Source organism: Geobacillus sp. 46C-IIa, from assembly GCF_014679505.1.
Taxonomy (GTDB): Bacteria; Bacillota; Bacilli; order Bacillales; family Anoxybacillaceae; genus Geobacillus.
Map to the genome: position 1 here is coordinate 1,158,525 of NZ_CP061474.1, position 24,026 is coordinate 1,182,550.

The 24,026-nt window shown below is 55.9% G+C and carries 27 protein-coding genes; 22 read left to right on the top strand and 5 right to left on the bottom strand.

Annotated features, from left to right (window positions below; translation table 11 throughout):
• Positions 1-86: 86 nt before the first annotated feature.
• Positions 87-875: a sporulation protein YpjB gene (gene ypjB / locus IC803_RS05945; protein ID WP_081209018.1), complete on the top strand. Its 789-nt coding sequence runs from the start codon at positions 87-89 to the stop codon at positions 873-875.
• 111 nt (positions 876-986) lie between these two features.
• On the opposite strand, the gene IC803_RS05950 is transcribed toward ypjB, so the two are convergent.
• Positions 987-1,856, bottom strand: coding sequence for a YitT family protein (locus tag IC803_RS05950; RefSeq protein WP_081209016.1), 870 nt, complete (start codon positions 1,854-1,856; stop codon positions 987-989).
• 159 nt (positions 1,857-2,015) lie between these two features.
• On the opposite strand from IC803_RS05950, the gene IC803_RS05955 reads away from it, so the two are divergent.
• The 18 genes from IC803_RS05955 to IC803_RS06040 all read left to right on the top strand — a co-directional run bounded on the left by IC803_RS05955 (position 2,016) and on the right by IC803_RS06040 (position 18,654).
• Positions 2,016-2,351 (top strand): nucleotide pyrophosphohydrolase, encoded by a 336-nt coding sequence (locus tag IC803_RS05955; RefSeq protein WP_081209014.1) that lies wholly within the window; start codon positions 2,016-2,018, stop codon positions 2,349-2,351.
• Positions 2,348-3,145 carry a 4-hydroxy-tetrahydrodipicolinate reductase gene (gene dapB / locus IC803_RS05960; RefSeq protein WP_081209012.1) on the top strand — a complete coding sequence of 266 codons (798 nt, stop codon included), beginning with the start codon at positions 2,348-2,350 and terminating at the stop codon, positions 3,143-3,145. The genes IC803_RS05955 and dapB overlap by 4 nt, the downstream gene beginning before the upstream one ends.
• A 31-nt stretch (positions 3,146-3,176) precedes the next feature.
• Positions 3,177-3,611, top strand: a complete 435-nt coding sequence (mgsA, locus tag IC803_RS05965; RefSeq protein ID WP_081209010.1) for a methylglyoxal synthase — start codon at positions 3,177-3,179, stop codon at positions 3,609-3,611.
• Positions 3,612-3,616: 5 nt separating this feature from the next.
• Entirely contained in the window at positions 3,617-4,327 is a 711-nt protein-coding gene (gene bshB1 / locus IC803_RS05970) for a bacillithiol biosynthesis deacetylase BshB1 (protein ID WP_081209330.1), read from the top strand.
• On the top strand, positions 4,324-5,460 hold the full coding sequence (gene bshA, locus IC803_RS05975; RefSeq protein ID WP_063165485.1) for an N-acetyl-alpha-D-glucosaminyl L-malate synthase BshA: 1,137 nt from the start codon (positions 4,324-4,326) through the stop codon (positions 5,458-5,460). Before bshB1 ends, bshA begins: the two co-directional genes overlap by 4 nt.
• Complete coding sequence (locus tag IC803_RS05980) at positions 5,457-6,671, top strand: CCA tRNA nucleotidyltransferase (RefSeq protein ID WP_081209008.1); 1,215 nt, start codon at positions 5,457-5,459, stop codon at positions 6,669-6,671. The genes bshA and IC803_RS05980 overlap by 4 nt, the downstream gene beginning before the upstream one ends.
• Complete coding sequence (locus tag IC803_RS05985) at positions 6,629-7,618, top strand: biotin--[acetyl-CoA-carboxylase] ligase (protein WP_081209006.1); 990 nt, start codon at positions 6,629-6,631, stop codon at positions 7,616-7,618. Before IC803_RS05980 ends, IC803_RS05985 begins: the two co-directional genes overlap by 43 nt.
• 260 nt (positions 7,619-7,878) lie before the next feature.
• Positions 7,879-8,718, top strand: coding sequence for a 3-methyl-2-oxobutanoate hydroxymethyltransferase (gene panB, locus IC803_RS05990; protein ID WP_081209004.1), 840 nt, complete (start codon positions 7,879-7,881; stop codon positions 8,716-8,718).
• Positions 8,715-9,584 carry a pantoate--beta-alanine ligase gene (gene panC / locus IC803_RS05995; RefSeq protein WP_081209002.1) on the top strand — a complete coding sequence of 290 codons (870 nt, stop codon included), beginning with the start codon at positions 8,715-8,717 and terminating at the stop codon, positions 9,582-9,584. Before panB ends, panC begins: the two co-directional genes overlap by 4 nt.
• Positions 9,585-9,596: 12 nt before the next feature.
• Positions 9,597-9,980 (top strand): aspartate 1-decarboxylase, encoded by a 384-nt coding sequence (panD, locus tag IC803_RS06000; RefSeq protein WP_081209000.1) that lies wholly within the window; start codon positions 9,597-9,599, stop codon positions 9,978-9,980.
• A 49-nt stretch (positions 9,981-10,029) separates the two neighbouring features.
• The gene (gene dinG, locus IC803_RS06005; RefSeq protein WP_081208998.1) at positions 10,030-12,768 is read left to right on the top strand and encodes an ATP-dependent DNA helicase DinG; all 2,739 of its coding nucleotides are present in this window, start codon (positions 10,030-10,032) and stop codon (positions 12,766-12,768) included.
• 510 nt (positions 12,769-13,278) lie between these two features.
• Complete coding sequence (locus IC803_RS06010) at positions 13,279-13,449, top strand: YpmA family protein (RefSeq protein WP_008879583.1); 171 nt, start codon at positions 13,279-13,281, stop codon at positions 13,447-13,449.
• Between the two features lie 5 nt (positions 13,450-13,454).
• Positions 13,455-13,934 (top strand): cell wall elongation regulator TseB-like domain-containing protein, encoded by a 480-nt coding sequence (locus IC803_RS06015; protein WP_081209316.1) that lies wholly within the window; start codon positions 13,455-13,457, stop codon positions 13,932-13,934.
• A gap of 21 nt (positions 13,935-13,955) precedes the next feature.
• Positions 13,956-15,137: a pyridoxal phosphate-dependent aminotransferase gene (locus IC803_RS06020; RefSeq protein WP_081208996.1), complete on the top strand. Its 1,182-nt coding sequence runs from the start codon at positions 13,956-13,958 to the stop codon at positions 15,135-15,137.
• Positions 15,138-15,352: 215 nt separating this feature from the next.
• A complete protein-coding gene (asnS, locus tag IC803_RS06025; protein WP_081209314.1) occupies positions 15,353-16,645 on the top strand; it encodes an asparagine--tRNA ligase in 1,293 nt (430 codons plus the stop codon).
• 67 nt (positions 16,646-16,712) lie between these two features.
• Complete coding sequence (locus IC803_RS06030; protein ID WP_081208994.1) at positions 16,713-17,420, top strand: DnaD domain-containing protein; 708 nt, start codon at positions 16,713-16,715, stop codon at positions 17,418-17,420.
• Positions 17,421-17,495: 75 nt separating this feature from the next.
• Entirely contained in the window at positions 17,496-18,167 is a 672-nt protein-coding gene (gene nth, locus IC803_RS06035) for an endonuclease III (protein WP_081208992.1), read from the top strand.
• Positions 18,151-18,654 carry a YpoC family protein gene (locus tag IC803_RS06040; protein ID WP_081208990.1) on the top strand — a complete coding sequence of 168 codons (504 nt, stop codon included), beginning with the start codon at positions 18,151-18,153 and terminating at the stop codon, positions 18,652-18,654. Before nth ends, IC803_RS06040 begins: the two co-directional genes overlap by 17 nt.
• Positions 18,655-18,692: 38 nt before the next feature.
• Here the strand turns inward: IC803_RS06040 and IC803_RS06045 are convergent, their stop codons facing one another.
• Both IC803_RS06045 and recU read right to left on the bottom strand, forming a co-directional pair.
• Complete coding sequence (locus IC803_RS06045; RefSeq protein ID WP_081208988.1) at positions 18,693-21,323, bottom strand: transglycosylase domain-containing protein; 2,631 nt, start codon at positions 21,321-21,323, stop codon at positions 18,693-18,695.
• 33 nt (positions 21,324-21,356) lie between these two features.
• Positions 21,357-21,962 (bottom strand): Holliday junction resolvase RecU, encoded by a 606-nt coding sequence (gene recU, locus IC803_RS06050; RefSeq protein WP_081209312.1) that lies wholly within the window; start codon positions 21,960-21,962, stop codon positions 21,357-21,359.
• A gap of 215 nt (positions 21,963-22,177) precedes the next feature.
• Here recU and IC803_RS06055 point away from each other — a divergent pair, with 215 nt between their 5' ends.
• Entirely contained in the window at positions 22,178-22,420 is a 243-nt protein-coding gene (locus IC803_RS06055) for a hypothetical protein (protein ID WP_081208986.1), read from the top strand.
• A gap of 133 nt (positions 22,421-22,553) precedes the next feature.
• Positions 22,554-22,916 (top strand): DUF1798 family protein, encoded by a 363-nt coding sequence (locus IC803_RS06060; RefSeq protein ID WP_081208984.1) that lies wholly within the window; start codon positions 22,554-22,556, stop codon positions 22,914-22,916.
• A gap of 75 nt (positions 22,917-22,991) precedes the next feature.
• On the opposite strand, the gene IC803_RS06065 is transcribed toward IC803_RS06060, so the two are convergent.
• Together IC803_RS06065 and IC803_RS06070 are read right to left on the bottom strand one after the other, a co-directional pair.
• Positions 22,992-23,162 (bottom strand): hypothetical protein, encoded by a 171-nt coding sequence (locus IC803_RS06065; RefSeq protein WP_008879572.1) that lies wholly within the window; start codon positions 23,160-23,162, stop codon positions 22,992-22,994.
• Positions 23,163-23,244: 82 nt separating this feature from the next.
• The gene (locus IC803_RS06070; RefSeq protein ID WP_081208982.1) at positions 23,245-23,445 is read right to left on the bottom strand and encodes a YppF family protein; all 201 of its coding nucleotides are present in this window, start codon (positions 23,443-23,445) and stop codon (positions 23,245-23,247) included.
• A gap of 198 nt (positions 23,446-23,643) precedes the next feature.
• Between IC803_RS06070 and IC803_RS06075 the strand changes: the two genes are divergently transcribed.
• Positions 23,644-23,988 (top strand): YppG family protein, encoded by a 345-nt coding sequence (locus IC803_RS06075; RefSeq protein WP_081208967.1) that lies wholly within the window; start codon positions 23,644-23,646, stop codon positions 23,986-23,988.
• Positions 23,989-24,026: the final 38 nt, after the last annotated feature.

A 24,026-nucleotide genomic window follows, 5' to 3' on the forward strand; every position in this document is an offset into this window, starting at 1 on the left:
TTTGGGCTGCGGCTTGATGGCAGTTGCTTGGTCTACTCTTGTCCACTCCTTCATACATTGTAATAGTGAGTGAGGGAGGGACGATGATGAAACGAATCGGGCTGGCCATGTTGTTATCGCTCGCCTTTTTATGGCCAGCGCTCGTTGGCGCGGCCGGACAAACGGATGATTGGGAACAGCTTGACGACATTTCCGACGAAGCGCTGCAGTTGGCGAAAAATGAGCGGTTTGCCGAGGCAAAAGAAGTGCTCCTTTATTTTTCCAAGCGGTTTTTTGCCCTTGGGGCGAGAGAACGGTTGAAATCGGCTGACGAGCTGAGAGCGGTGACGGTGACGCACGAGCAGGCCGTAAAGGCCATGACGGCATCGATTCCCGTGGAAGACAAAATCGCTGCTCTCGCGCAATTCCGTCTTGTCGTTGACGCCGTTCAATCGACGCACCAACCGCTTTGGACGGAGATGGAGCCGGCTCTCATGGAAGCGCTCGCCGCGATGGAAAAGGCGGCGGAACGCGGGGAGAGAGAGGGGTATGACGCTGCCCTTCGCCAGTTTATTGAGCGCTATACGTTAATTGAGCCGAGCGTGAAAATCGATGTGCCGCCAAAAGCGGCCAAAAAGGTTGACAGCCATCTTGAAGCGCTGCAGGCCGCCTCGTTTTGGCAGCTGGGCAAAAGCGAGCGACGCGAGCAGCTCGCCGCCGCTCGCCGCGATGTCGAATCGCTGTTTGATGGAGTGAAAAAAGATGAAGCCGATCCGTCGCTCATTTGGGTGATGATTTCGACCGGCGGAGTGATCGTGTTGACGCTGACGTACGTCGGCTGGCGGAAATACAAAGGGGAAAAAGAAGAAAAACGGGCGCGGCAGCCGGAAGAATAGGCGCCGCCTCGCCTTTGGAGGGGGACGGGTTTCCCCCTCCTTTTTATTTTCCGGCCGAATGGCATTGGATGGACCGGACATGCGCCGCCCGCGCGAGCGCCGTCTCAGCTCTTACTGCTCGAGCGGCCGTTTTTGTTCATCAAGCGTAAACCCTTCTCCAAGCACATCGTGCACATCGGTGACCGCGACAAAGGCGTGCGGGTCGACGGACATAATGACGTTTTTTAAGCGCGGCAGCTCGTTTTTGGCGACGACGCAATATAAGACATCGCGGTCGCGCTTCGTATACGAACCGCGCCCTTTTAACACGGTGACGCCACGTTCCATTTCTGTTAAAATACGGTTGGCGATTTCTTCGCTTTGTTCAGAGATGATCGTCGCCCCTTTTGCCGCGTAGCCGCCTTCCTGCATAAAATCAATGACCCGCGCGGCGATAAAGACGGCGACTAACGTATACATCGCCTCGCGATACGAAAGGTAAAGAAGAGACAGTGTAATGACGGCGGCATCAAAGGCAAACATCGTTTTGCCCATGCTGATGCTTTTATATTTATAGACGAGACGGGCGATAATGTCGACGCCTCCGGTCGTGCCGCCGTAGCGGAAAATGATGCCGAGGCCGACGCCGATGAAAACGCCGGCGAACAGCGCCGCGAGCGTCATATCATGCTGCAGCGGCATATGAATCATATAGCGTTGAAAAATGGATAAAAACATCGAAACAGCGACCGTGCCGAGCACGGTATAAAGAAACGTCTGGCGGCCGAGCAGCTTCCAGCCGATAAAAAAGAGCGGGATGTTGAGCGCCAGGTTGGTGATGGCCGGATCAAAACCGAACAAAAAATAAAGAAGAAGCGTAATGCCGGTAAAACCGCCTTCCGCCAAATTGTTTTGCATATTGAAATGAACGAGCCCGAAGGCAAAAATAGCGGCGCCGAGCAAAATGAACAAACTGTTTTTCACCTTTAAGCCGAAAATCATATCGTCCCTCCGTCCGCAAAAATAGTCGGCGTCCTTAATTATAGAGGAACTTGTCTGCACAGGCAATGATAGACGAAAACAGGCGGAATTGGCCGCCGACGAAAACATTTGTCAAATGCGCCGCTTTTCGCTAACATGGAAACAGGCGAGGTGATGGCCATGCAGGAGAAAACGATGAAACAGATGCAACGCGAAGTGGACGAATATATCGGACAGTTTAAAGAAGGCTATTTCAGCCCGCTCGCCATGCTCGCGCGGTTGACGGAAGAACTCGGCGAACTGGCGCGCGAGGTGAACCATTATTACGGGGAAAAGCCGAAAAAGGCGACCGAAAAAGAAAAAACCGTGGAAGAAGAGCTGGGCGATCTGTTGTTTGTGCTCATTTGTTTCGCCAATTCGCTCGGCATTGATTTGCAGGCGGCGCACGACCGGGTGATGGACAAGTTCCGGACCCGCGACCGCGACCGCTGGACACGGAAGGAGGAAGCGAAATGACGATCCGCATCGTCATTGCCGGACCGCGCGGCCGCATGGGCCGCGAAGCGGTGGCGCTTGTGCAGAAAACGGATCATTTTGAGCTGGCCGCGGTCATTGACCGCCGTTATGATGGACACCGTTTGGCTGACATCGACGGGTTCGCTGGTGTCGACGCCCCGGTTTATACCGATGCCGCTCGCTGTTTTGCCGAGGTGAAGCCGGATGTGCTCATCGATTTAACGACACCGGAAGTGGGAAAACGGCATGCGGAACTGGCGTTGCGCTATGGCGTCCGTCCTGTCGTCGGCACGACCGGGTTTGCGCCGGAAGAGATCGAGCGGCTGACCGAGCTGGCCGCGGAAAAAGAGCTCGGCGCCATCATCGCGCCCAACTTTGCTGTCGGCGCGGTGTTGATGATGAAGTTTGCCCGCATGGCGGCAAAATATTTCACTGATGTGGAAATTATCGAACTGCATCATGACCAAAAGCTTGACGCTCCATCCGGAACGGCGCTGAAAACGGCGCAGCTTATCGCTGAAGTGCGCCCATCGAAAAAACAAGGCCATCCGGACGAAAAAGAAACGCTCGCCGGCGCGCGCGGCGCCGCGTACGACGGCATTCCGATCCATAGCGTTCGCCTGCCGGGATTTGTCGCTCATCAGGAAGTCATTTTCGGGGGCGATGGACAGACGCTGACGATCCGCCACGATTCGCTTGACCGCCGCTCGTTCATGTCCGGCGTGAAGCTGGCGGTGGAAACGGTCATGCATTTACATACGCTCGTCTACGGGCTTGAACATATTTTAGAATAGCGCGGACAGCGCAAACGGGGGAGAGAACAAGATGAAAATCGCGTTAATTGCCCATGACGAAAAAAAGGCGGAGATGGTCGCGTTTGCGACCGCCTACGCGCCTGTTTTGGCAAACCATGAACTGTACGCCACCGGCACGACCGGCTTGCGCATTCAGGAGGCGACCGGCCTCACCGTCCACCGCTTTCAGTCCGGGCCGTACGGGGGCGATCAGGAAATCGGGGCGATGATCGCCCGCAACGAGATGGACCTCGTCATTTTTTTCCGCGATCCGCTCACCGCCCAGCCGCACGAACCGGACATCAGCGCCCTCATGCGCCTTTGCGACGTCTATGCCGTGCCGCTCGCGACGAACATCGGGACGGCGGAGCTGCTCATTCGCGGGTTGGAGCGCGGCGATTTGGCATGGCGCAATATCGTCCGCGGCCGGGCGAAAAGCGGGGAGGAAAAGGAAACAGAAAGGTGACAGCGATGGTGGAAAGATGCGATCTGTTGGCGTTTGGCGCCCATCCGGATGATGTCGAAATCGGCATGGGCGGGACGATTGCCAAATATGTGCGGCGCGGGTACCGCGCTGTCATTTGCGATTTGACGAAGGCGGAGCTGTCGTCCAACGGAACGGTCGATGAACGGCAGAAAGAGGCGGCCGAAGCAGCTCGCCGGCTTGGCGTATCGGAACGGCTGAATCTCGAGCTCCCCGACCGCGGCCTTTCTGTTGAAGAGGAGGCGATTCACCGCATCGTTGCGGTCATTCGCCGCTATCGGCCGCAGGTTGTATTCGCTCCGTATTGGGAGGACCGCCATCCGGATCACGGGCAATGCGCCCGCCTTGTCGAGGAAGCGGTCTTTTCCGCCGGCATCCGCCGCTACGGCGCCGGGGAGCTCGGTGGCGCCCACCGCGTCCGCTCGGTGTATTACTATATGATCAATGCCTTTTGCCGCCCGCATGTTCTTATCGATATTAGCGAAACGGTGCATGACAAGCTGTCGAGCTTGCGCGCCTATGAAAGCCAGTTTGAAAGGCGGCCCGGCTCGGTTGAGACGCCGCTGACAAACAACTACATTGAGATGATCGAAAGCCGCGAGCGCTGGTTCGGCCAGCAAATCGGCGCGGCATATGCCGAAGGGTTTTTGACAAAAACACCGATTCATCTTTTCGACTTATTTGAGGGAGCGCGATGAAGCTGAAAATAGGAATTGTCTGTTATCCGACGGTCGGAGGCTCAGGAGTCGTCGCCACCGAGCTTGGCAAGCTGCTTGCCGAAAAAGGGCATGAGATTCATTTTATTTCGTCAAGCATGCCGTTTCGGCTGAACAAAGTATACGGAAACATTTATTACCATGAAGTGAGCGTCAATCAATACTCTGTCTTTCAATACCCGCCGTACGATTTGGCGTTGGCAAGCAAAATCGCCGAGGTGGCGAAGCGGGAACAGCTTGATGTGCTTCATGCCCATTACGCCGTGCCGCACGCTGTCTGTGCCGCGCTGGCGCGCCAAATGGTCGGCGAACTGCCGATCGTCACGACGTTGCACGGCACCGACATCACGGTGTTGGGCTACGACCCGTCGCTTTCCGATATGATTAAGTTCGGCATCGAGCAATCCGACATCGTCACGGCGGTGTCTAACGCCCTCGTCCGGCAGACGTACGAGCTTCTTGAGGTGCAAAAGCCGATCCACACGGTTTACAATTTTGTTGACGAACGCGTCTACCGCCGCCGGGAGGCAAGCCATTTGCGGCGGGAGTACGGCATCGGTGAAACGGACAACGTCATCATTCACGTTTCTAATTTCCGGAAAGTGAAGCGCGTGCCCGATGTGGTGCGCGCGTTTGCCATCGTGCGCCGGCACGTGCCGGCCAAGCTCTTGCTTGTCGGCGACGGCCCGGAAATGACCGTCGTCTGCCGCCTTGTCAAAGAGCTTGGACTTAGCGGCGACGTCCGATTTTTAGGAAAACAGGACAAGCTTGAAGAGTTGTATTCGATCAGCGATGTGATGATGCTGCTGTCGGAAAAAGAAAGTTTCGGGCTTGTCTTGCTCGAGGCGATGGCGTGCGGCGTCCCGTGCATCGGCACGGCGATCGGCGGCATCCCGGAAGTGATTGAAGACGGAAAAAGCGGCTTTTTATGTGCGCTCGGTGATGTCGAGGAAGCGGCTCAAAAAGCGCTCGCGCTGCTGACCGACCGCCGCCTGCATGACGAAATGGCAAAAGAGGCGGTGCAAACCGTTCATCGAAAGTTCTGCTCGTCCGATATCGTCGGGCAGTATGAACAGCTATATGCTTCACTGGCGGCAAGGAAGGTGAGAGGATGAAACCGCCGTTCCAACAGGCGCTTGGCATCATCCGGCAGCTGAAGCGGCATGGCCATGAGGCGTATTTCGTCGGCGGTGCGGTGCGCGACTTGTTGATCGGGCGCCCGATCGGCGACGTTGACATTGCGACGAGCGCCTTGCCGGATGAAGTGATGGCGATTTTCCCGAAAACGATCGATGTCGGTTCAAGGCACGGCACGGTCGTCGTCGTGCATGAAGGAACGGCGTACGAAGTGACGACGTTCCGCACCGATGGCGACTATGAAGACTACCGCCGCCCGGGGGTGGTGACGTTCGTCCGCTCGCTTGAAGAGGACTTGAAGCGGCGCGATTTTACAATGAATGCGATCGCCATGGACGAGCACGGGACGATCATTGACCCGTTCGGCGGGCAAGAGGCGATCCAAAAGCGGCTCATTTGCACCGTCGGAGAAGCGGACGCGCGGTTTCGTGAAGATGCGCTCCGCATGATGCGGGCCGTCCGTTTCGTCAGCCAGCTTGGATTTTCGCTCGCTGTCGACACGAAGCGGGCGATCATCGCCAACGCGCCGCTTCTCGCCCATATTTCGGTTGAGCGGATGACGATGGAGATGGAAAAGCTGCTCGCCGGCCCGTTTGCTGCCGAAGCGCTGCCGCTTTTGGCTGAAACAGGGCTGTCCGCCTACTTGCCGGGGCTGGCCGAAAAAGACGGGTTGCTGCGCCGAGCAGCTGCGTACCGCTGGCCGTGGCTCACATCGCGCGAAGAGCGGTGGGCGCTTTTGTGCCAAGCGCTTGGCATCACGGAAAGTCGGCCGTTTTTGCGCGCATGGAAGCTGCCGAACAAGGTGATCGATGAAGCCGGAGCCATATTGGCGGCGCTCGCTGCCGTCCCCGAACCGGCCGCGTGGACGAACGAGCAGCTGTTTTTGGCCGGCCTCAAGCGGGTGCTCTCGGTTGAAACGGTGCGCGCCGCGTTGACCGGAAAGCCGCCTGAGCCGCAGCATGAAACGCTGCGCCGCCGTTTTGCCGCCTTACCGGTCAAAACGAAAGGCGAGCTCGTGGTCAACGGAAAAGAGGTCATTGAGTGGATCGGGAAACCGGCCGGCCCGTGGGTGAAAGAGACGCTGGACGCCATATGGCGGGCGGTTGTCAACGGTGAAGTTGAAAACGAGAAGGAGCGGATTTACGCATGGCTCATGGAGCGCAGTCGGACACAAGAAAAAAACTGTTAGAACTGTTTGCCGAGGCAGACGGCGGGTTCCTGTCCGGACAAAAGATCAGCGAGCAGCTCGGCTGTTCGCGGGCGGCCGTATGGAAACATATCGAGGAGCTGCGCAAAGAAGGGTTTGAACTCGAAGCGGTGCGCCGCCTCGGCTACCGGATCGTGAGCACGCCCGATAAGGTGACGGCAAACGAAATCCAGCTTGGCTTGAAAACCGAAACGCTCGGCCATACGATCCATTTTTTTGAGGAAGTCGATTCGACGCAGCGCATCGCGGCGAAGCTGGCGTATGAAGGGGCGCCGGAAGGGACGCTTGTCGTCGCCGAAGAGCAGACAGCCGGGCGCGGGCGCCTGGACCGGAAATGGTTTTCCCCGCAAGGAACCGGCATTTGGATGAGCCTGATTTTGCGGCCGCCCATCCCGCCGCAGCAGGCGCCGCAGTTGACGCTGCTTGTTGCCGTGGCGGTCAGCCAAGCCATTCAAGAAGTGACCGGGCTCGTTCCGGATATTAAATGGCCGAACGACATTTTGCTTCACGGCAAAAAATGCGCCGGCATTTTAACGGAGCTGCAGGCCGACCCCGACCGCGTCCGTTCGGTCATCGTCGGCATCGGCATGAACGTGAACCAGACAAGCACGCAATTTCCTGAGGACATTCGCGCCATTGCCACATCGCTCGCCATTGAAAAAGGGGAGCGCATGAAGCGTGCGCCGCTCATTCAAGAAATTTTACTTCAGCTTGAGCGGTTATATAAGCAATATTTGGAGCACGGCTTCCGTCCGATTAAGCTTCTTTGGGAAGGGTACGCCGTTTCGATCGGCAAACCGGTGACGGCAAGGACGCTGGGCGGGGTGATGCGCGGCGTCGCCCGCGGCATTACCGATGACGGGCTGCTGATCCTTGAGGATGAGCAAAACCAACTCCATTATATTCATTCAGCGGATATTCAACTGTAAATTCCCACTAGAAAAATTGTGACAATTTTGTTAAAATACAAGGCGAGGAAAAGGGCAGTATCTTTGTCGAAAAGAACTGCACCGGGCCGGCAATACGAAAGAATAAAGATGATCTGCCTTGATCCTTGCAGAAGGACTGGGACAGAGGGGTGAACGAAACCGACGGCGGTTCATGGCGTCCTTCTTTCTCAAGGCGGGAAAGAGGGACGTTTTGTTTCGGTCGCGTCATCTCCTCTGCAATGAAAGAGGAGGGAACAAAAGTGAAGACGAAAGCCGATTTTTTTCGCATGAAGCAGGCGGATGAGCCGATCGTGATGGTGACCGCTTACGACTTTCCGTCGGCGAAGCTGGCTGAACAGGCCGGGGTGGATATGATTTTAGTCGGCGATTCGCTCGGCATGGTCGTGCTCGGCTACGACTCGACGGTCCCGGTGACGGTCGATGACATGATCCATCATACGAAGGCGGTCCGCCGCGGTGCACCGAATACGTTTATCGTTACGGACATGCCGTTTATGTCGTACCATGCGTCCAAGGAAGAGGCGCTGCAAAACGCTCGGCGCATCATGCAGCAATCGGGGGCGAACGCCGTCAAAGTCGAGGGGGCGGATGACGTCGTTGAGGTGATCGCCGCACTGACGAAAGCCGGGGTGCCGGTCGTCGCCCATCTCGGGCTGACGCCGCAGTCCGTCGGCGTGCTTGGCGGCTATAAAGTGCAAGGCAAAGATGCGGAAAGCGCCAAAAAGCTGCTTGATGATGCAAAACAGTGCGAGCAGGCGGGAGCGATTGCGCTCGTCTTGGAGTGCGTGCCGAAGCAGCTCGGGGCGGCTGTGGCTCAAGCGCTCACCATTCCCGTCATCGGCATCGGCGCTGGGGCGGAAGTCGACGGCCAAGTGCTCGTCTATCACGACTTGCTTGGCTACGGCGTCAGCCGCGTGCCGAAGTTTGTCAAACAATACGCCGCCGTTCAAGAGACGATCGTCGAGGCGCTGGCGAACTATGTCGCTGATGTCAGGCTGCGCCAGTTTCCAGAGCCGGCGCACACGTTTACGATGAAGGAAGAGGAATGGGTGGCCTTATACGGAGGAAACCAATCATGATCATCGTCGATCGGATTCGTGAAATGCAGGCGCTGATGCGCCAATGCCGCCGCGAAGGAAAAACGATCGGGTTCGTCCCGACGATGGGCTATTTGCACGAAGGGCATGCCGCCCTCATCGATCGGGCGCGCGAAGAGAACGACATGGTCGTCGTCAGCATTTTTGTCAATCCGCTTCAGTTTGGACCGAACGAAGATTTTGCCCGCTATCCGCGCGATTTCGCCCGCGACCGGCACATCGCCGAACAGCGCGGAGTCGACGTGTTGTTTCATCCGGAGGCAGGCGAGATGTACCCGGGGCCGCTCACGGTGCAAGCGGTCGTCAAAGCGCGCACCGATGTATTGTGCGGACGGTCGCGGCCCGGCCATTTCGACGGCGTAGCGACGGTGCTCATTAAGCTGTTTCACATCGTTATGCCTGACCGCGCCTATTTCGGCATGAAAGATGCTCAGCAAGTGGCTGTTGTTGACGGCTTGATTCGCGATTTCAATTTTCCGATTGAGCTCGTGCCGGTGCCGACGGTCCGCGAGGCCGACGGGCTGGCGAAAAGCTCGCGCAACGTCTATTTATCGCCGCAAGAACGGAAGGAGGCGCCGGCGCTCTATCAGGCGCTGCAGGCGGCAGCGGCGGCCGTTGAGGACGGGGAGCGGAGCGCTGATGCCATTCGCCGTCTCGTCAAAGAGCATATTGAAGCGCATACGCATGCCGAGATCGATTATGTCGAAGTGTGCTCGTACCCGGATTTGACGCCGCTTGAAACGCTTCACGGAACGGTGCTCGTCGCGGTTGCCGTCCGGTTTGCGAGCGCCCGCTTGATCGACAATGTCATCCTTAGGCTGCCCAAGGCGCCAAGACAAGAGGAGTAGGGGGGATCACCCATGTTTCGTACGCTTATGAACGCCAAAATTCACCGCGCCCGCGTAACGGAAGCGAACTTAGATTATGTCGGCAGCATTACGATCGACGAAGATATTTTAGATGCGGTCGGCATGGTGGCTAATGAAAAAGTGCAAGTCGTCAACAATAATAACGGGGCCCGCTTTGAAACGTACATCATCCCCGGCGAGCGCGGCAGCGGCGTCTTTTGCCTAAACGGCGCCGCCGCCCGCCTCGTGCAAAAGGGAGACATCATTATCGTCATTTCGTATGCGCTCGTTCCGGAAGAAAAAATCGCTGCACACCGGCCGAAAATCGCCATTATGGACGAAAACAACCGCATCGCGCAGCTCATCGCCGAAGAGCCGGCGCATACGATTTTATAATGGGGCAAAAAGGGGCTTTCCGCCCCTTTTCGTTTTGAGGTGATCGTTTATGGCAATGCGCTTTGTCATTATCGACTTAGAGACAACCGGAAACGGACCAAAAAAAGGCGACCGGATCATCCAGCTCGGCATGGCGGTCGTTGAAGACGGCTCGATCGTCGAGCGGTTTGCCAGCTTCTTTAACCCGGAACAACCGATTCCGCTGTTCATCCAACAGCTGACGAACATCGACGAAGAGACGGTGGAAGGAGCGCCGCTGTTTGCCGACAAGGCGGCGGAGATCACGGCGATGATGGATGGCGCGTATTTTGTCGCCCATAACGTCGATTTTGATTTGCCGTTTTTGCAAGCCGAACTCGAACGGGCCGGCCGGCCGCCGTTTGCCGGTCCGACGATCGATACGGTCGAGCTTGCCCGCATCGTGCTGCCGACAGCGGAAAGCTATAAGCTCGGCGACTTGGCGAAACAGCTTGGCCTCCGCCATGACCGCCCGCATCAAGCGGACAGCGATGCGGAAGTGACCGCCAAGCTGTTCATCGCTTTGCTTGAGCGGCTTGGCCGCCTTCCGCTTGTGACGCTTGAACAGCTCCGACGCCTTGCCCGTCATTTGAAAAGCGATATTTACTCGCTTCTTGATGTCGCCATCGCCGAAAAACAGAAAGAAGCGCCAACGGATAGTACGGTCGCCCTCTACCGCGGCATCGCGCTAAAAAAACCGGACGGCGGAAAACCAGAGTTGGATGATGGCGGAGAGCGCCCCACTTCAGTTTCGTTTGCCGCTTTTTACGAACAAGCGCCGCCCCTCCCGCTTCCCGGCTACAAGCGGCGTGAAGGGCAATGGGAAATGATGCAGCTCGTCTATGAGGCGTTATCTACGTCCCAGCATGCGCTCATTGAGGCGGGAACCGGGCTTGGCAAGTCGCTCGCCTATTTCATCCCGGCCGCCTTTTTTGCCTGCGAGCGACAAGAACGGGTCGTCATCAGCACGCATACACTCCAGCTGCAAGAGCAGCTCATCCGCCGCGATTGGCCGGTGCTGCGGCAAGTTGTGACGGCCCCGCTCCGCGTCGCCGTCTTGAAAGGGAAGCAAAACTACCTTTCCCTTGACAAGTTCGCTTCGTTTTTGCCTGAGCCGAACGACACATACGATGCGGCGCTTTTGAAATGCCAGCTGCTTGTCTGGCTGCTTGAGACAGACAGCGGCGATTTGGATGAATTGAATGTATCGTCCGGGGCCCGTCTCTCGCTGTCAGCGCTCGCCATTGGCGAGGAGGAAGACGGCGGGCGGCATCATTTTTTCGCGCAGGCGAAACGGCGGGCCGAACAGGCCGATCTCATCATTACGAACCATGCGTTTTTGCTTCATGATTTGACTGCTTCAACGCCGCTTTTGCCGCCGTTTCGTTATCTCGTCATTGATGAGGCGCATCGGCTTGAGGAGATCGCTGCCCGTTATTTTGGTGAGCGGATCGACTATGTGTCATTTCGGCTGTCAACCGCTAAAATGGTGCAAACGATCACGAAATGGCTGGAAGCGGAGCAAGGCGAAGCGAGAGACGTTCTCGCCCGCTGCCAGCGGCACCTTGAAGGGCTGCAATTTGAAGGGGACGAGCTGTTCCGCTTGCTGCGCCGCTATGCGCTAGGGAAAAAGCCGGCGCGGGCCGGGCGTTGCCGTTGCCGTTTTTCGCCGGTGGACGAGTGCGGGCGGACGTGGCAGGCGGCCGTTGAGCTATGTTGGCGTCTGCGTGATCTGGCGGCGGCGCTGGTTGGGGAGGCAAAACCGCTTCTGGCATCCGCTGCAACCGACGATGGAACACTGTCCGCCTCGCTCGCAGCTGACCTTGCGGCGCTAAATCAGCAAATAGACGCCCTCGTTCAGCTGCTGACCGAGGCGGAGCCGGGGACCGTCCGCTGGATCGAAGCCGATGAAAAAGGGGCGGCGAACGCGGTCCGGCTTTATTCGCAACCAGTCGATCTTGCTGATTTTTTCGCTGACCGGCTGTTTATGAAAAAACGGAGCGTGATTTTAACGTCAGCGACGCTCGCCGTTCGCGGCCGGTTCGCCTATATGGCGGCGCGCCTCGGCCTGGACGATTTTTACCCGCTCTGCCGCTCGTTTCCGGCGCCATTTCGCTATGAGGAGCAAGCCGCGCTGTTTGTGCCGACGGATCTGCCGCTCGTTTCCGCCGTGCCGCTTGAGGCGTACGCCGAAGCGGCGGCCGCGGCCGTGCTCTCGATCGCCCGGCGCGTCGGCCGGCGGACGCTTGTGTTGTTCCCGTCGTATGAGCTGTTGAAAATGACGGCTGAGGCGCTGAAAACGGAAGAAGCAGATGAGCCGTTCGTGTTGATTGCCCAAGGGATACAAAGCGGCAGCCCGGCAAAGCTTTTGCGAACATTTTTGCAGTTTGATCACGCCGTGCTGTTTGGGACGAGCGGCTTTTGGGAAGGGATTGATTTGCCGGGTTCGGCGCTCGATGTCCTCATTATCGCCCGCTTGCCGTTTGCGCCTCCAGACGATCCGGTGATGGAGGCGAAAAGTGAGCGGATTCGCGCCGCCGGCGGCGACCCGTTTTACGAGTTGTCACTTCCCGAGGCGGTGCTCCGCTTTAAGCAAGGATTTGGCCGCCTCATCCGCACCGAGCGTGACAAAGGAGCCGTATTTGTGCTCGATCGCCGGCTGACCGCCGCTTCGTACGGGACCGATTTTCTCGCTTCACTGCCGCCGCTTTCGGTATATGAGGGGGCGCTTTCCGAGCTGCTTGATAAAGCAAGCGACTGGCTTTTATGAGACAAGCTGGGTGAACGGCGGGCTAGTTTTCGGAAGGCGAAAAGGCGGCGCTCGATGACGGGAGTTTCGCTTTGATCACACAAGCAAGGCGGATGGCTAAGCCGCCGGCTTCGTTTTTAGAAACGGGCAGGGTGGATGGCTGCACAAAGGGAAGTTCGCTTTCACCAAGCAGCGGTTTTGCCCTCATAAAGTGAAATGAAACGGTGCAATCTAAAGATGGCAGCCGGCAAAAAAACGCCCCGCGCGCGGCGGGGCGGGAAAGAGGCAATTTTGCGTTGGCGGTGTAGGCGGGCAAATTTGTTATGAAATGGTCGGATAAACCTGCTATAATAGGGAAGAAGCACAACTGCGATGGCAGCTTGCGGTCTCGCTGTTTGGCTTCGCCGGCTCGGCCGCAGAGGCGTGAAGAAGCGCAACTGTGATCATAACCTTACTGTATTTGTATTGTTGCCGGAGTTGCCGGCGTGTATAAGTAACAAAATTTGCGCCGCACAGGAGGAAGCAACGAAAATGGAAAGCAAAATTGAAGTGCTCGCCACCGTCAAAATCCAGCACTCCGACGATTTGTACAAAATCGTTGACTGCTTGAACCGAACGCTGAAGCGCGACAATTTGATGTTTGGCCTTGCTTTGGATGAAAACGACAAACGCCAAGCGGTCTTTACGATTTATCGGACGTGATCGTCATGAAAAAGTGGGGATGGTTCGCTCTCATTGTTTTTAGTTTTCTCATTTGGCAAGCATGGTCGATTTACGGTGAGGCGATGGCGCCAAAACGGTCCATGGTGGAAAAAGCGCTCGCACGGGCGAAGGAAGCAGCCGGACTCGTCGACGTGAAGAAAGTCTATACATATTATGGGGAGGAAGCATGCACCGTATTCATCGGCCGGACGAAGCAAGGGGAAACGGACATCGTCGTTTGGGTGCCGGAAAAAGAGGGGGATATCGTCGTCAAGAGAGCGGACAGCGGCATTAGCGAGGCGGAAGCGCGCGCCATTTTACAGCGCAACCGACATCCGCAGCAAATGATTGACGCGACGCTTGGCATGGAAAAAGGCGTGCCTCTTTGGGAGTTGACATATATTGATGCAGAAGGAAGGTATTCGTTTTATTACCTCCATTTTGCGGATGGCGCGTTTCTGAAGAGGTACAGTTTTCAACGTTGAGCATATGAGGGGGAAGAAACGATGAGATTGGCAAAACGGGTGGCATCGCTGACGCCATCGGCGACATTGGCCATCACGGCAAAAGCAAAAGAACTGAAAGCGGCCGGGCATGACGTGATCGGCCTCGGAGCCGGCGAACCGGATTTCAATACGCCGCAGCACATTCTTGAGGCCGCCATCAAGGCGATGAACGAAGGGCATACGAAATATACGCCATCGGGAGGGTTGCCGGCGTTAAAGGCGGAAATTATAAAAAAATTCGCCCGCGACCAAGGCTTGGATTATGAGCCGGCTGAAGTGATTGTGTGCGTCGGAGCGAAGCACGCTCTTTACACACTGTTTCAAGTGTTGCTTGATGAAGGAGACGAAGTGATCATTCCGACGCCGTATTGGGTGAGCTATCCGGAACAAGTGAAGCTGGCGGGCGGCGTTCCGGTTTATGTCGAAGGGCTTGAACAAAACGATTTTAAAATTACGCCGGAGCAGCTGAAACAGGCGATCACGCCGCGGACGAAGGCGGTCATCATCAACTCGCCGAGCAACCCGACCGGCATGATTTACACGGCCGAAGAGTTGAAGGCGCTTGGTGAGTTGTGCCTGACGCATGGCGTATTGATCGTTTCCGACGAAATTTATGAAAAATTGATTTACGGCGGGGCGAAACATGTGTCGATCGCCGAGTTGTCGCCGGAGCTGAAGGCGCAGACGGTCATCATCAACGGCGTATCGAAGTCGCATTCAATGACGGGCTGGCGCATCGGCTATGCGGCGGGACCGAAAGACGTCATTAAGGCGATGACTGATTTGGCAAGCCATAGCACATCCAACCCGACGTCGATTGCCCAATACGCAGCCATTGCCGCTTACAGCGGGCCGCAGGAGCCGGTGGAACAAATGCGCCGGGCGTTTGAACAGCGGCTGAATATCATTTACGACAAGCTCGTGCAAATTCCGGGATTCACGTGCGTCAAGCCGCAAGGGGCGTTTTACTTGTTCCCGAACGCGCGCGAAGCGGCCGCGATGGCCGGCTGCCGCACGGTCGACGAGTTTGTCGCCGCCTTGCTCGAAGAGGCGAAAGTCGCCCTTGTGCCCGGCTCCGGATTTGGGGCGCCGGATAACGTTCGCTTGTCATACGCGACATCGCTCGATGCACTCGAAACTGCGGTCGAACGCATTCGCCGGTTTATGGAAGCACGCGCTTAACAGGCGGCGGCTTTGCCTCAAGCAAAGCCGCTTTTTCCGCGCCCGCTGTATTTCGCGAAGCGCAGCTGGGCGTGCGGGTTTCACCGGCGGCCGCTGCGCACCGTTTTCTATCGTTGTGCCGAGCCGGCTAAGAGGGGCATGGCCGTTGCCGCTGTTTCGGCAGAACGGTATAATAGCGAATGATGGACGTGTCGATCATTGGAGGGAATGTGTACGTGAAAACGACGATTGCTGAAGTGAACCAATATGTAGGTCAAGAAGTGACGATCGGCGCTTGGTTGGCGAACAAGCGCTCGAGCGGAAAAATCGCCTTTTTGCAGCTGCGTGATGGGACGGGCTTTATTCAAGGAGTCGTTGAAAAGGCGAACGTTTCGGAAGAGGTGTTTCAACGTGCGAAAACGCTGACGCAAGAAACATCGCTTTATGTGACCGGCACGGTGCGCGTCGATGAGCGTTCGCCGTTCGGTTATGAGCTGTCGGTGACGAATTTAGAGGTGATCGATGAAGCGGTCGATTATCCGATTACGCCAAAAGAGCACGGTGTTGAATTTTTAATGGATCATCGCCACCTTTGGCTTCGTTCGCGGCGCCAGCATGCGATCATGAAAATCCGCAACGAGCTGATTCGGGCGACGTACGAGTTTTTTAACGACCGCGGCTTCGTCAAAGTCGATGCACCGATTTTGACCGGCAGCGCGCCGGAAGGGACAACCGAGCTGTTCCATACGAAATATTTTGATGAGGATGCGTATTTATCGCAAAGCGGCCAGCTATATATGGAAGCAGCAGCCATGGCGCTCGGCAAAGTGTTTTCGTTCGGCCCGACGTTCCGCGCCGAAAAGTCGAAAACGCGCCGCCATTTGATCGAGTTTTGGATGGTCGAGCCCGAAATGGCGTTTTATGAATTTGAAGACAATTTGCGGCTGCAAGAAGAGTATGTCTCCTATCTCGTTCAGTCGGTGCTTAGCCGCTGCCGGCTTGAGCTTGGCCGCCTTGAGCGCGACGCCGCCAAACTCGAGCTTGTTAAGCCGCCGTTTCCGCGCCTGACGTATGACGAGGCGATCAAGCTGCTGCATGACAAAGGGTTTACCGACATCGAATGGGGCGATGACTTCGGCGCGCCGCATGAGACGGCCATTGCTGAAAGCTTCGACAAGCCGGTGTTTATCACTCACTACCCGACATCGTTAAAGCCGTTTTATATGCAGCCGGACCCGAACCGCCCGGATGTCGTATTGTGCGCTGATTTAATCGCGCCGGAAGGATACGGGGAAATTATCGGCGGCTCCGAGCGCATTCACGATTATGAGCTGCTAAAGCAGCGCCTTAAGGAGCATCATTTGCCGCTTGAGGCATATAAATGGTATTTAGATTTGCGCAAATACGGTTCCGTGCCGCACTCCGGGTTCGGGCTCGGCCTCGAGCGCACCGTCGCTTGGATTTGCGGCATTGAGCATGTGCGCGAAACGATCCCGTTCCCGCGGTTGCTCAACCGTCTCTATCCGTAAAAAACCCCCTGCAAAAAGGGGGTTTTTTCGCCAGTGTCATGTTATACTATAGTTGAGGTGCATCGGCATGGAAAAGAAAAAGGTGGCCGAATGGCTGGCGCAAGGAAGCGTTGTCGTCCCGAAACTGTTGCTGAACCATTACAAGCGGCTCGGTTTGAGTGAAGGGGAGCTCGTCTTGCTTTTGCACATGCAATCGTTTTTTGAAGAAGGCGTCGTCTTCCCGACACCGGCCGAGCTGGCTGAGAAAATGACCGTTCCGGCGGCGGAATGCATGGAGATGGTGCGCCGGCTGTTGCAAAAAGGAATGGTCGGCATCGAGGAGCATACGGACGAACGCGGCGTTCGCGGCGAAAAATATACGCTGGAGCCGCTTTGGGAGCAATTGGTGCACCATTTGTATGCACAGGCCGCCAAGGACGGGCAGATCGGCCAGCAGGAAGAAGAGGAAAGTTTGTATACGATATTTGAGCAGGAATTTGGCCGCCCGCTTTCCCCATTTGAGTGCGAAACGCTCTCGATGTGGATCGACCAAGACGGCCATGAGCCGGCCATCATTAAGGCGGCGCTGCGCGAGGCGGTGCTGTCAGGGAAATTGAATTTCCGCTACATCGACCGCATTTTGTTCGAGTGGAAAAAAAACGGCATCCGGACGATCGAACAGGCGCACGATTACGGCAAAAAATTCCGCAAGCCGAAACCGTTCACCCGCCCGGAGAAACAGGCGACAGGGGAATTTAAGCAGACGATTCCGTTTTTTAACTGGCTTGACTCATAGACGAGAGGCGCTGTCTCTCGTTTTTGTTTGGCCAACGATCAGTTGACCAAGCGTTGTGAAAGGAGGAGGAGGCCGGTGTTGACGAAGCAGCAAATCCGCTACTGTTTGGATGAGATGGCCAACATGTTTCCGAATGCCCATTGCGAGCTCGTGCACCGCAACCCGTTTGAACTGTTGATCGCGGTCGTCCTATCGGCGCAATGCACCGATGCGCTCGTCAATAAAGTGACGAAGCGGCTGTTTGAAAAATACCGAACGCCTTACGACTACATCGCCGTGCCGCTTGAAGAGCTGGAGCAGGACATCCGTTCGATCGGCCTATACCGGAACAAAGCGAAAAACATTCAAAAGCTGTGCGCGATGTTAATTGAGGAGTATGACGGCGAAGTGCCGCGCGACCGCGACGAATTGATGAAGCTGCCCGGCGTCGGGCGGAAGACGGCGAATGTCGTTGTGTCTGTGGCGTTTGGCGTGCCGGCCATTGCCGTTGACACGCACGTCGAGCGCGTCAGCAAACGGCTTGGCTTTTGCCGCTGGAACGACTCAGTTCTCGAAGTCGAACAAGCGCTGATGAAAAAAATTCCAAAAGAGGAATGGTCGATCACCCACCATCGGATGATTTTTTTCGGCCGCTACCATTGCAAAGCGCAGGCGCCGCAATGCCCCGTATGTCCGCTCCTTCATTTATGCCGTGAAGGAAAAAAACGGATGCGAAAGCGGGAGAAGGAACGTGCGCGTGCCGACTGAGTTCGCCCATCCGCTCTTTTTCCCGGACGGGCAAATGCTTGACAAGCTTCCGGCTGAACCGTTTCCGCGCCTGATGAAACACGTGCCGTTTTATTACGATATCGTCCGTGTTTCTCCGCTGCCGTGGGAGGAGATCGAACGATCGCTGCCGGCGCTCGTCGCCCTTTGGCGCGAAGAAAAGGAGGAACTCGAGCGCTGCTTCGCCCGCCGCGACCGTCGCGCCGCCCGCGGCCCGATCGTGCGCGGGGTGGCATATTTGCTGTCGGCGCTCTGCTGGCTGAACGGTCGGCCGGCAGCCAATGTGGTCCGTTGGGAGGAGATGGTGGCGGCACTGCCGCATAAACCCGCCAACGCCGTGGAGCGGCTGCAATTTATTTTCCGCCGTCCGGATGTATACCCCGCGTTTGTCCAGCTTCGTGAGCTGTTTATCGAGACAGAGAAGCTCGTTTGCAAACAAATGGCGATGAAAAAACGGACGACCCGATAAATGGGCCATCCGTTTTTTTTTGATGCATGGCTTGGCGATTATTGACGGTTTCCGATTTTCACGCCGAGACCGTTTCCGCTTTTCGTCAGTGGAGTGACTGGCGTCGTCGGCGTGGTTGCACCGCCATTATTATTGCCGCCTCCTTGATCGGCGTCTCCGTCATCATTGCCATCTTCCCCACCGTCATCGCCGCTGTCGTTTCCATTGTTCCCGTTATTTCCATCGCCCCCGTGATTGCCGTCGTTGTCATCAGGGGAACCGCCATCCTCGCCATCGTTTGCTCCGTCCGGTGTTGATGGGCTCGTTTCATCGCCTTGCCCGCCGCCAGGGATCTGGACGCTTGTGATTGCCGGCTTGCTGATCTGGTCGCCCTCTTTCGCGTAGACGGCAATCGTGTACGAAGCGCCTGGCGCCGGGTTCGCGATCGTTACAGCCAAGTCTTTCGTTGTCACCGTTTCCGTATGGCCTTGGTGATCTTTGATGCGCACTTCAAAGAGCGTATTGTCGGTCTGTTCATCGTACGACCAAGTGACAGAAATCACATTGGCGGCTTGGTCATACGAGGCGATTAAGCCTTTGACCGATGGCAGCTCTTTCGGTTCGTCTTTGGCTACTTCTGTCGGTTGAGTGCCGCGCACGAACAGCTCATACGTAATTTCGCTTTCCGGCGTATGTTTGCTTGCCAGTTTTGGCGGATTCGTGCCTTTTTTAATCGGCAGTCTCACTACGCTGTCCGGCCGCTCAAATTCCCCGCTGCCGTCGTCAATGTGCGAGATGAGCGCTTTAAAGAGCGAGCGCGAAATTCTTTGTTCTTCCTTGCTGAGATCTGCGGTGCTGCTTCGTTTGCTAAAACCGGTCCAGACAGCGGCGGTATAGTTCGGTGTGTAGCCAACGAACCAGCTGTCTGGAACGTCGCGTTCCGTGAGGCCAAATTTGGCGCCATCCTCGCCGTAGTTGGTCGTCCCCGTCTTGCCGGCCAGCTCAAGCCCCGGAATGTTGGCGCTTTGTCCTGTACCGGAGCGGACGACCGATTTCAACATATCGGTAATCATATATGCTGTGTAGTCTTGCATGACTCGTTTCGGCTTCGGCTTTAAATCCATTTCCGTGCCGTCGGGGAAGACGATTTTCGTCACCGCATACGGCTTTGTGTACACACCATTGTTGCCGAAGGCGCTGTAAGCGCCAGCCATTTGCAGCGGCGACACATAGCGAGCGACCCCGCCGATCGAGTATGCCTCCTCTACGTTATCAAAGCCCATGCCAAGCCGGTTGGCAAACTCTTTCGCTCGTTCCTTGCCGACCGCTTGGAACGCCTTTAACGCCGGGATGTTGCGCGACCAGGTGAGCGCATAGCGCATCGTCACCGGTCCTTTGTAATCCCGGTCGGCATTGCGGATCGGTGTGCCGTTTGAATACGTGTACGGCTCGTCAACGATGATGTGCGCGGTTGACCATTTTAAATATTCAATGGCCGGTCCGTAGTCTAAAATCGGTTTAATCGCCGAACCAGGCTGGCCGACCGGCTGAATGGCATAGTTGAAGCCGAACTCGACGTCGTCGCGGTTGCGTCCGCCGCCTAAGGCGCGAATGGCGCCTGTTTTCGTATCGACGAGGGCGATGGCCGACTGCAAGTCTTTTTTATTAGTAAAGTATTGCTTCGAGTTTAATAAGTTTTCGACGTACGACTGCGCCTCTTGATCAAGCGTTGTGTAAATTTTCAACCCGTCTTCAAAGACGTTGACGTTCGCTTTGTCGGTCACTTCTTTGATCACTTCGTCAATAAAGGCGTCATACGGCACGGAGCTTTGCGGTTTTTTCCGCTCAGCAAGCATCGATTTGATCGGCACTTGTTTCGCCTTCTCCGCTTCTTCTTGGCTGATGAAGCCGTGTTTCGCCATGAGCGATAAAACGGTATCGCGCCGTTTTTTCGCCGCCTCCGGATGGTCGTACGGATTGTATCGGTTCGGGCTTTGCGGCATGCCGGCTAAGAGCGCCGCTTCCGGGAGCGTCAACTCTTTTAAATTCGTCTTGCCGAAGTAATATTCCGCCGCCCGAGCGACGCCGTAAATGCCGTCCGAATAATAAATTTTGTTCAAGTACATTTCTAAAATTTCATGCTTCGAATATTTTTGCTCAAGCTGCAGGGCGAGCCACGCTTCTTGCGCTTTCCGTTCCAACGTTTTTTTCGATGACAGGAACGTCATTTTCACCACCTGCTGGGTGATCGTGCTGCCGCCTTCCGCCCCGAATCCTTCTTGAATATTGGCGACGACAGCGCCAGCTAAGCGGACGATATCGATGCCGTGATGTTCGTAAAAGCGGGCGTCCTCCGTTGCCAACACCGCGTTTTCGAGCACTTTCGGCACGTCTTTATATGAAATGTACGTTCGCTTGTAACCGCCAAGTTCGGCGACTTTTTTCCCGTTCATATCGTATACGGTTGAAGAGAGCGGGTCTTTAATCTTCGCCTCATCGAGCGGGGGGGCGTCCTTGACGAAGTAGGCGAACGCCGCTACGCCGCCCGCCGCTCCGATGGCGATCATAAGCAATATGGCAATGGCGATCGTTTTCAACCACGATGCTCCTTTTTTCTTTTTCGCCTTCTTTTGTTTCGCCTGTTTCGCTGCCTGCTTTCGTTCCAAACGAGAACGATATTCACCAGACATAAGCAAATCCTGCCTTTCTTACAAGTTTTCACCTTACACGGTGAAGTACACGTTTTCTACTACACTAATATAATCAATTCTCGGCTGGTAGCCAAGCGGGATGTAATGCCCGCACCGCTCGATCTCCCGTTTCGGAATCGACTTCCGCCCGCCAGCTTCTTGTTCGTTCCAGCAGGCGATTAAATGGGAGGCATCAAGCAAGTACGTTTCATTCAGCGCAGAAAAGCGCAAAATGGCAAAGCAAATGCCGCCATGGGCGATGACTTGTTCCATATGGCGGATTTGGTGGGCATGGAAATTTTTCAGCGGAAACGCCGTTTTGTTCCTTGTTTCCTTCGCTTCAAAGTCGATGTATTTGCCGCGGTAGACGCCGTTGTAGTCGGTCGTTGACGCCTGTCGGAAGTACGCCTCTTTAATGACAGCGGCGCTCCGTTTCGGGTAGTCGACGCGGACGATTTGCACCGGGGTCGGTTTTTTATGGACGACGGCGATGCCGTGCTCCCGGTAATATTCATTCGTCGCGTTTAAGTCTTCTTCGAGCGTCATGCCGCGGTTGGCGTAATCGGCCGCCATCGGCCGGCGCGCCGCGCTCGGCTTGTTTCCGCGATACTCTTTTCCGCCCGGGTATTTGAGTGCCATCGCGTTCATCTCCTTTGAATGGTTTTTATTATACCATACGCCCAAGCAATATGCGCCCTTTTTCTTTTCCAACGGGACGCCCGCTGCCATCGTTGTCGAATGGCGGCCGCTCCTCACTTTCTTTGCCGAATCTGTTCTACTTTTGTCGCTGCGGCAGGGAGTTGTTCTTCCCGCCGCGAATGGAATATCATCATGCCAGAAATGGGGGAGAAGGAATGGGAAAACGGCTGGTCAAAAAAGAAGAAATTGAAAAGCAGCTTGAGGAAATTGTCGCGCTCATTGAGCAAGTGGATGCTAAAATGGAAAAAGTCATCGCTGATGTGATTGAAGAACGTTATGCCCAAAATAAAGAGCAGCTCGGGCAGCTCGAAGGGCGAATCGCCGGTGTAGAACGGCGGCTTGACGGGAGGAGAGGTGAAGCCGAGCTGCGGCTTTCATCGAAACTGTATTTGGCGTAAGCATGCCGTTATGATATGATGAATGCCGTTATGATATGATGAAACATAGACAAACGGCGTCAAACCGCTCACGGGCATTCCGGATCTGTACTTACACGAAACTAAGTTCATCGCTATACGCAAGGAGGCCGTCATGGAAGAAGAGCTGAAAGTGCTGACGGAACAGCTTCATGAGTACAATGAACGGCTGTTGGCGATCGCCCGGCGCGCCCGCGCGCGGAATCAAGAGCCCGACTTTTTTGCTGAAGTCAAACCGTTCGCGGAGGAAGTGCAGGCGGCCGCCGAACGGTGGAAAGCGGCCGCTTTCCGCTGGATTCGCCAAGCGCAGCCGAAATACGTTCACGAGCGGCAAATTGAAGCGGCGGTCGATCAGATGGCAAAACTGAGCGTGGAGGCATTTTATCCGTCCGTCCCAGAGCGCCGCATCAAACAGTACAGCCAGTCCGTTGCGTATACGCTCGCCCTTGTCAGAGAGCGGCTTGGCGAAACAAGCTAGGCCGAAAAGCGAGCGATGCTTTGATCCGATAACCAAAAAGCTGTCTCCTTTGCTGAGGGAGACAGCTTTTTTGCCTTATGTGTCTTTTCCAGTTGTGATCGAAACAGGGCCGCTCTCAGCGGTGGCGACGGTGTTGATTTCATATTCGACCCGTTCGGTATGTTTTGGCGGCGCTGGTTCTCCATGTTTCGGTTTTTCGTGGTCATGGCCTTTCCGTTTATGGTTAAAATGCACGCCTCGGCCCATTGCACAACACCCCCTTTATATTACGATGGGGCGTTTGGGCGGGAAATATGCAAAAAAAAGAAGGGAAAAGCTCCCTCGAGGCCTACAGTCCGGCGTATTCTCCTGCTTCATCCGGCTGACAGGCGCCGGCTTTTTCCAACTCGCGCACTAAGTCGCGGTACTCGGCGAGCGAAATCTCCCCGCGCAAATAAAGGCGGCGGGCAAAATCGAGCAGTTCGTTCGCCTCAGCCGGTTCGCAATGTTTGACCGCCATGAACTTATATTTCAATTCAGCAATGCTCATCGATGCTTTTCCCCCTTCCCCTTTTTTACATCGTACCATGAAAATACGGGGGAAAAGCGATTTCCGAAAATTAAAACTTCCGACAAGAGATGACATGTCCACGCGCACGCCGCTAGGTATTGGCACATATACTAGTGGCAGCCTACCCCCTTTGCCTACGAGGGGGAAATCGACGATCAAAAATGGGGGAGAACGAACATGTACCGCTATCCGCGCCCGGTTTCGCCGCCGCCCGTTCATGGGCCATACAGTCTAGGCGGTCATTGGCCTTATTACGACCATTGGCCTTCATACATTCCGTCCGCGCCCGCTCACTGGTCCTACGCTTCGCCATTCCATGCCTCCATGCCTTCGCACCCGACGCCGTACCCGAAGCCGGGGCCGCTGCTGCCGCCACCGCGCCCGTCTTTTCTTGCCCAGTTTAAAAACAACGACGGGACGTACGATATTAACAAAATGATGAGCACGATGGGGCAGATGATCAATACGGTCAACCAAGTGAACAGCATGTTAAAAGGGCTGCTCAGCACGTTTAAAAAATGAGAAAGCCGCTCCCTTGCGCGGTCGGGGGCGGCTTTCAC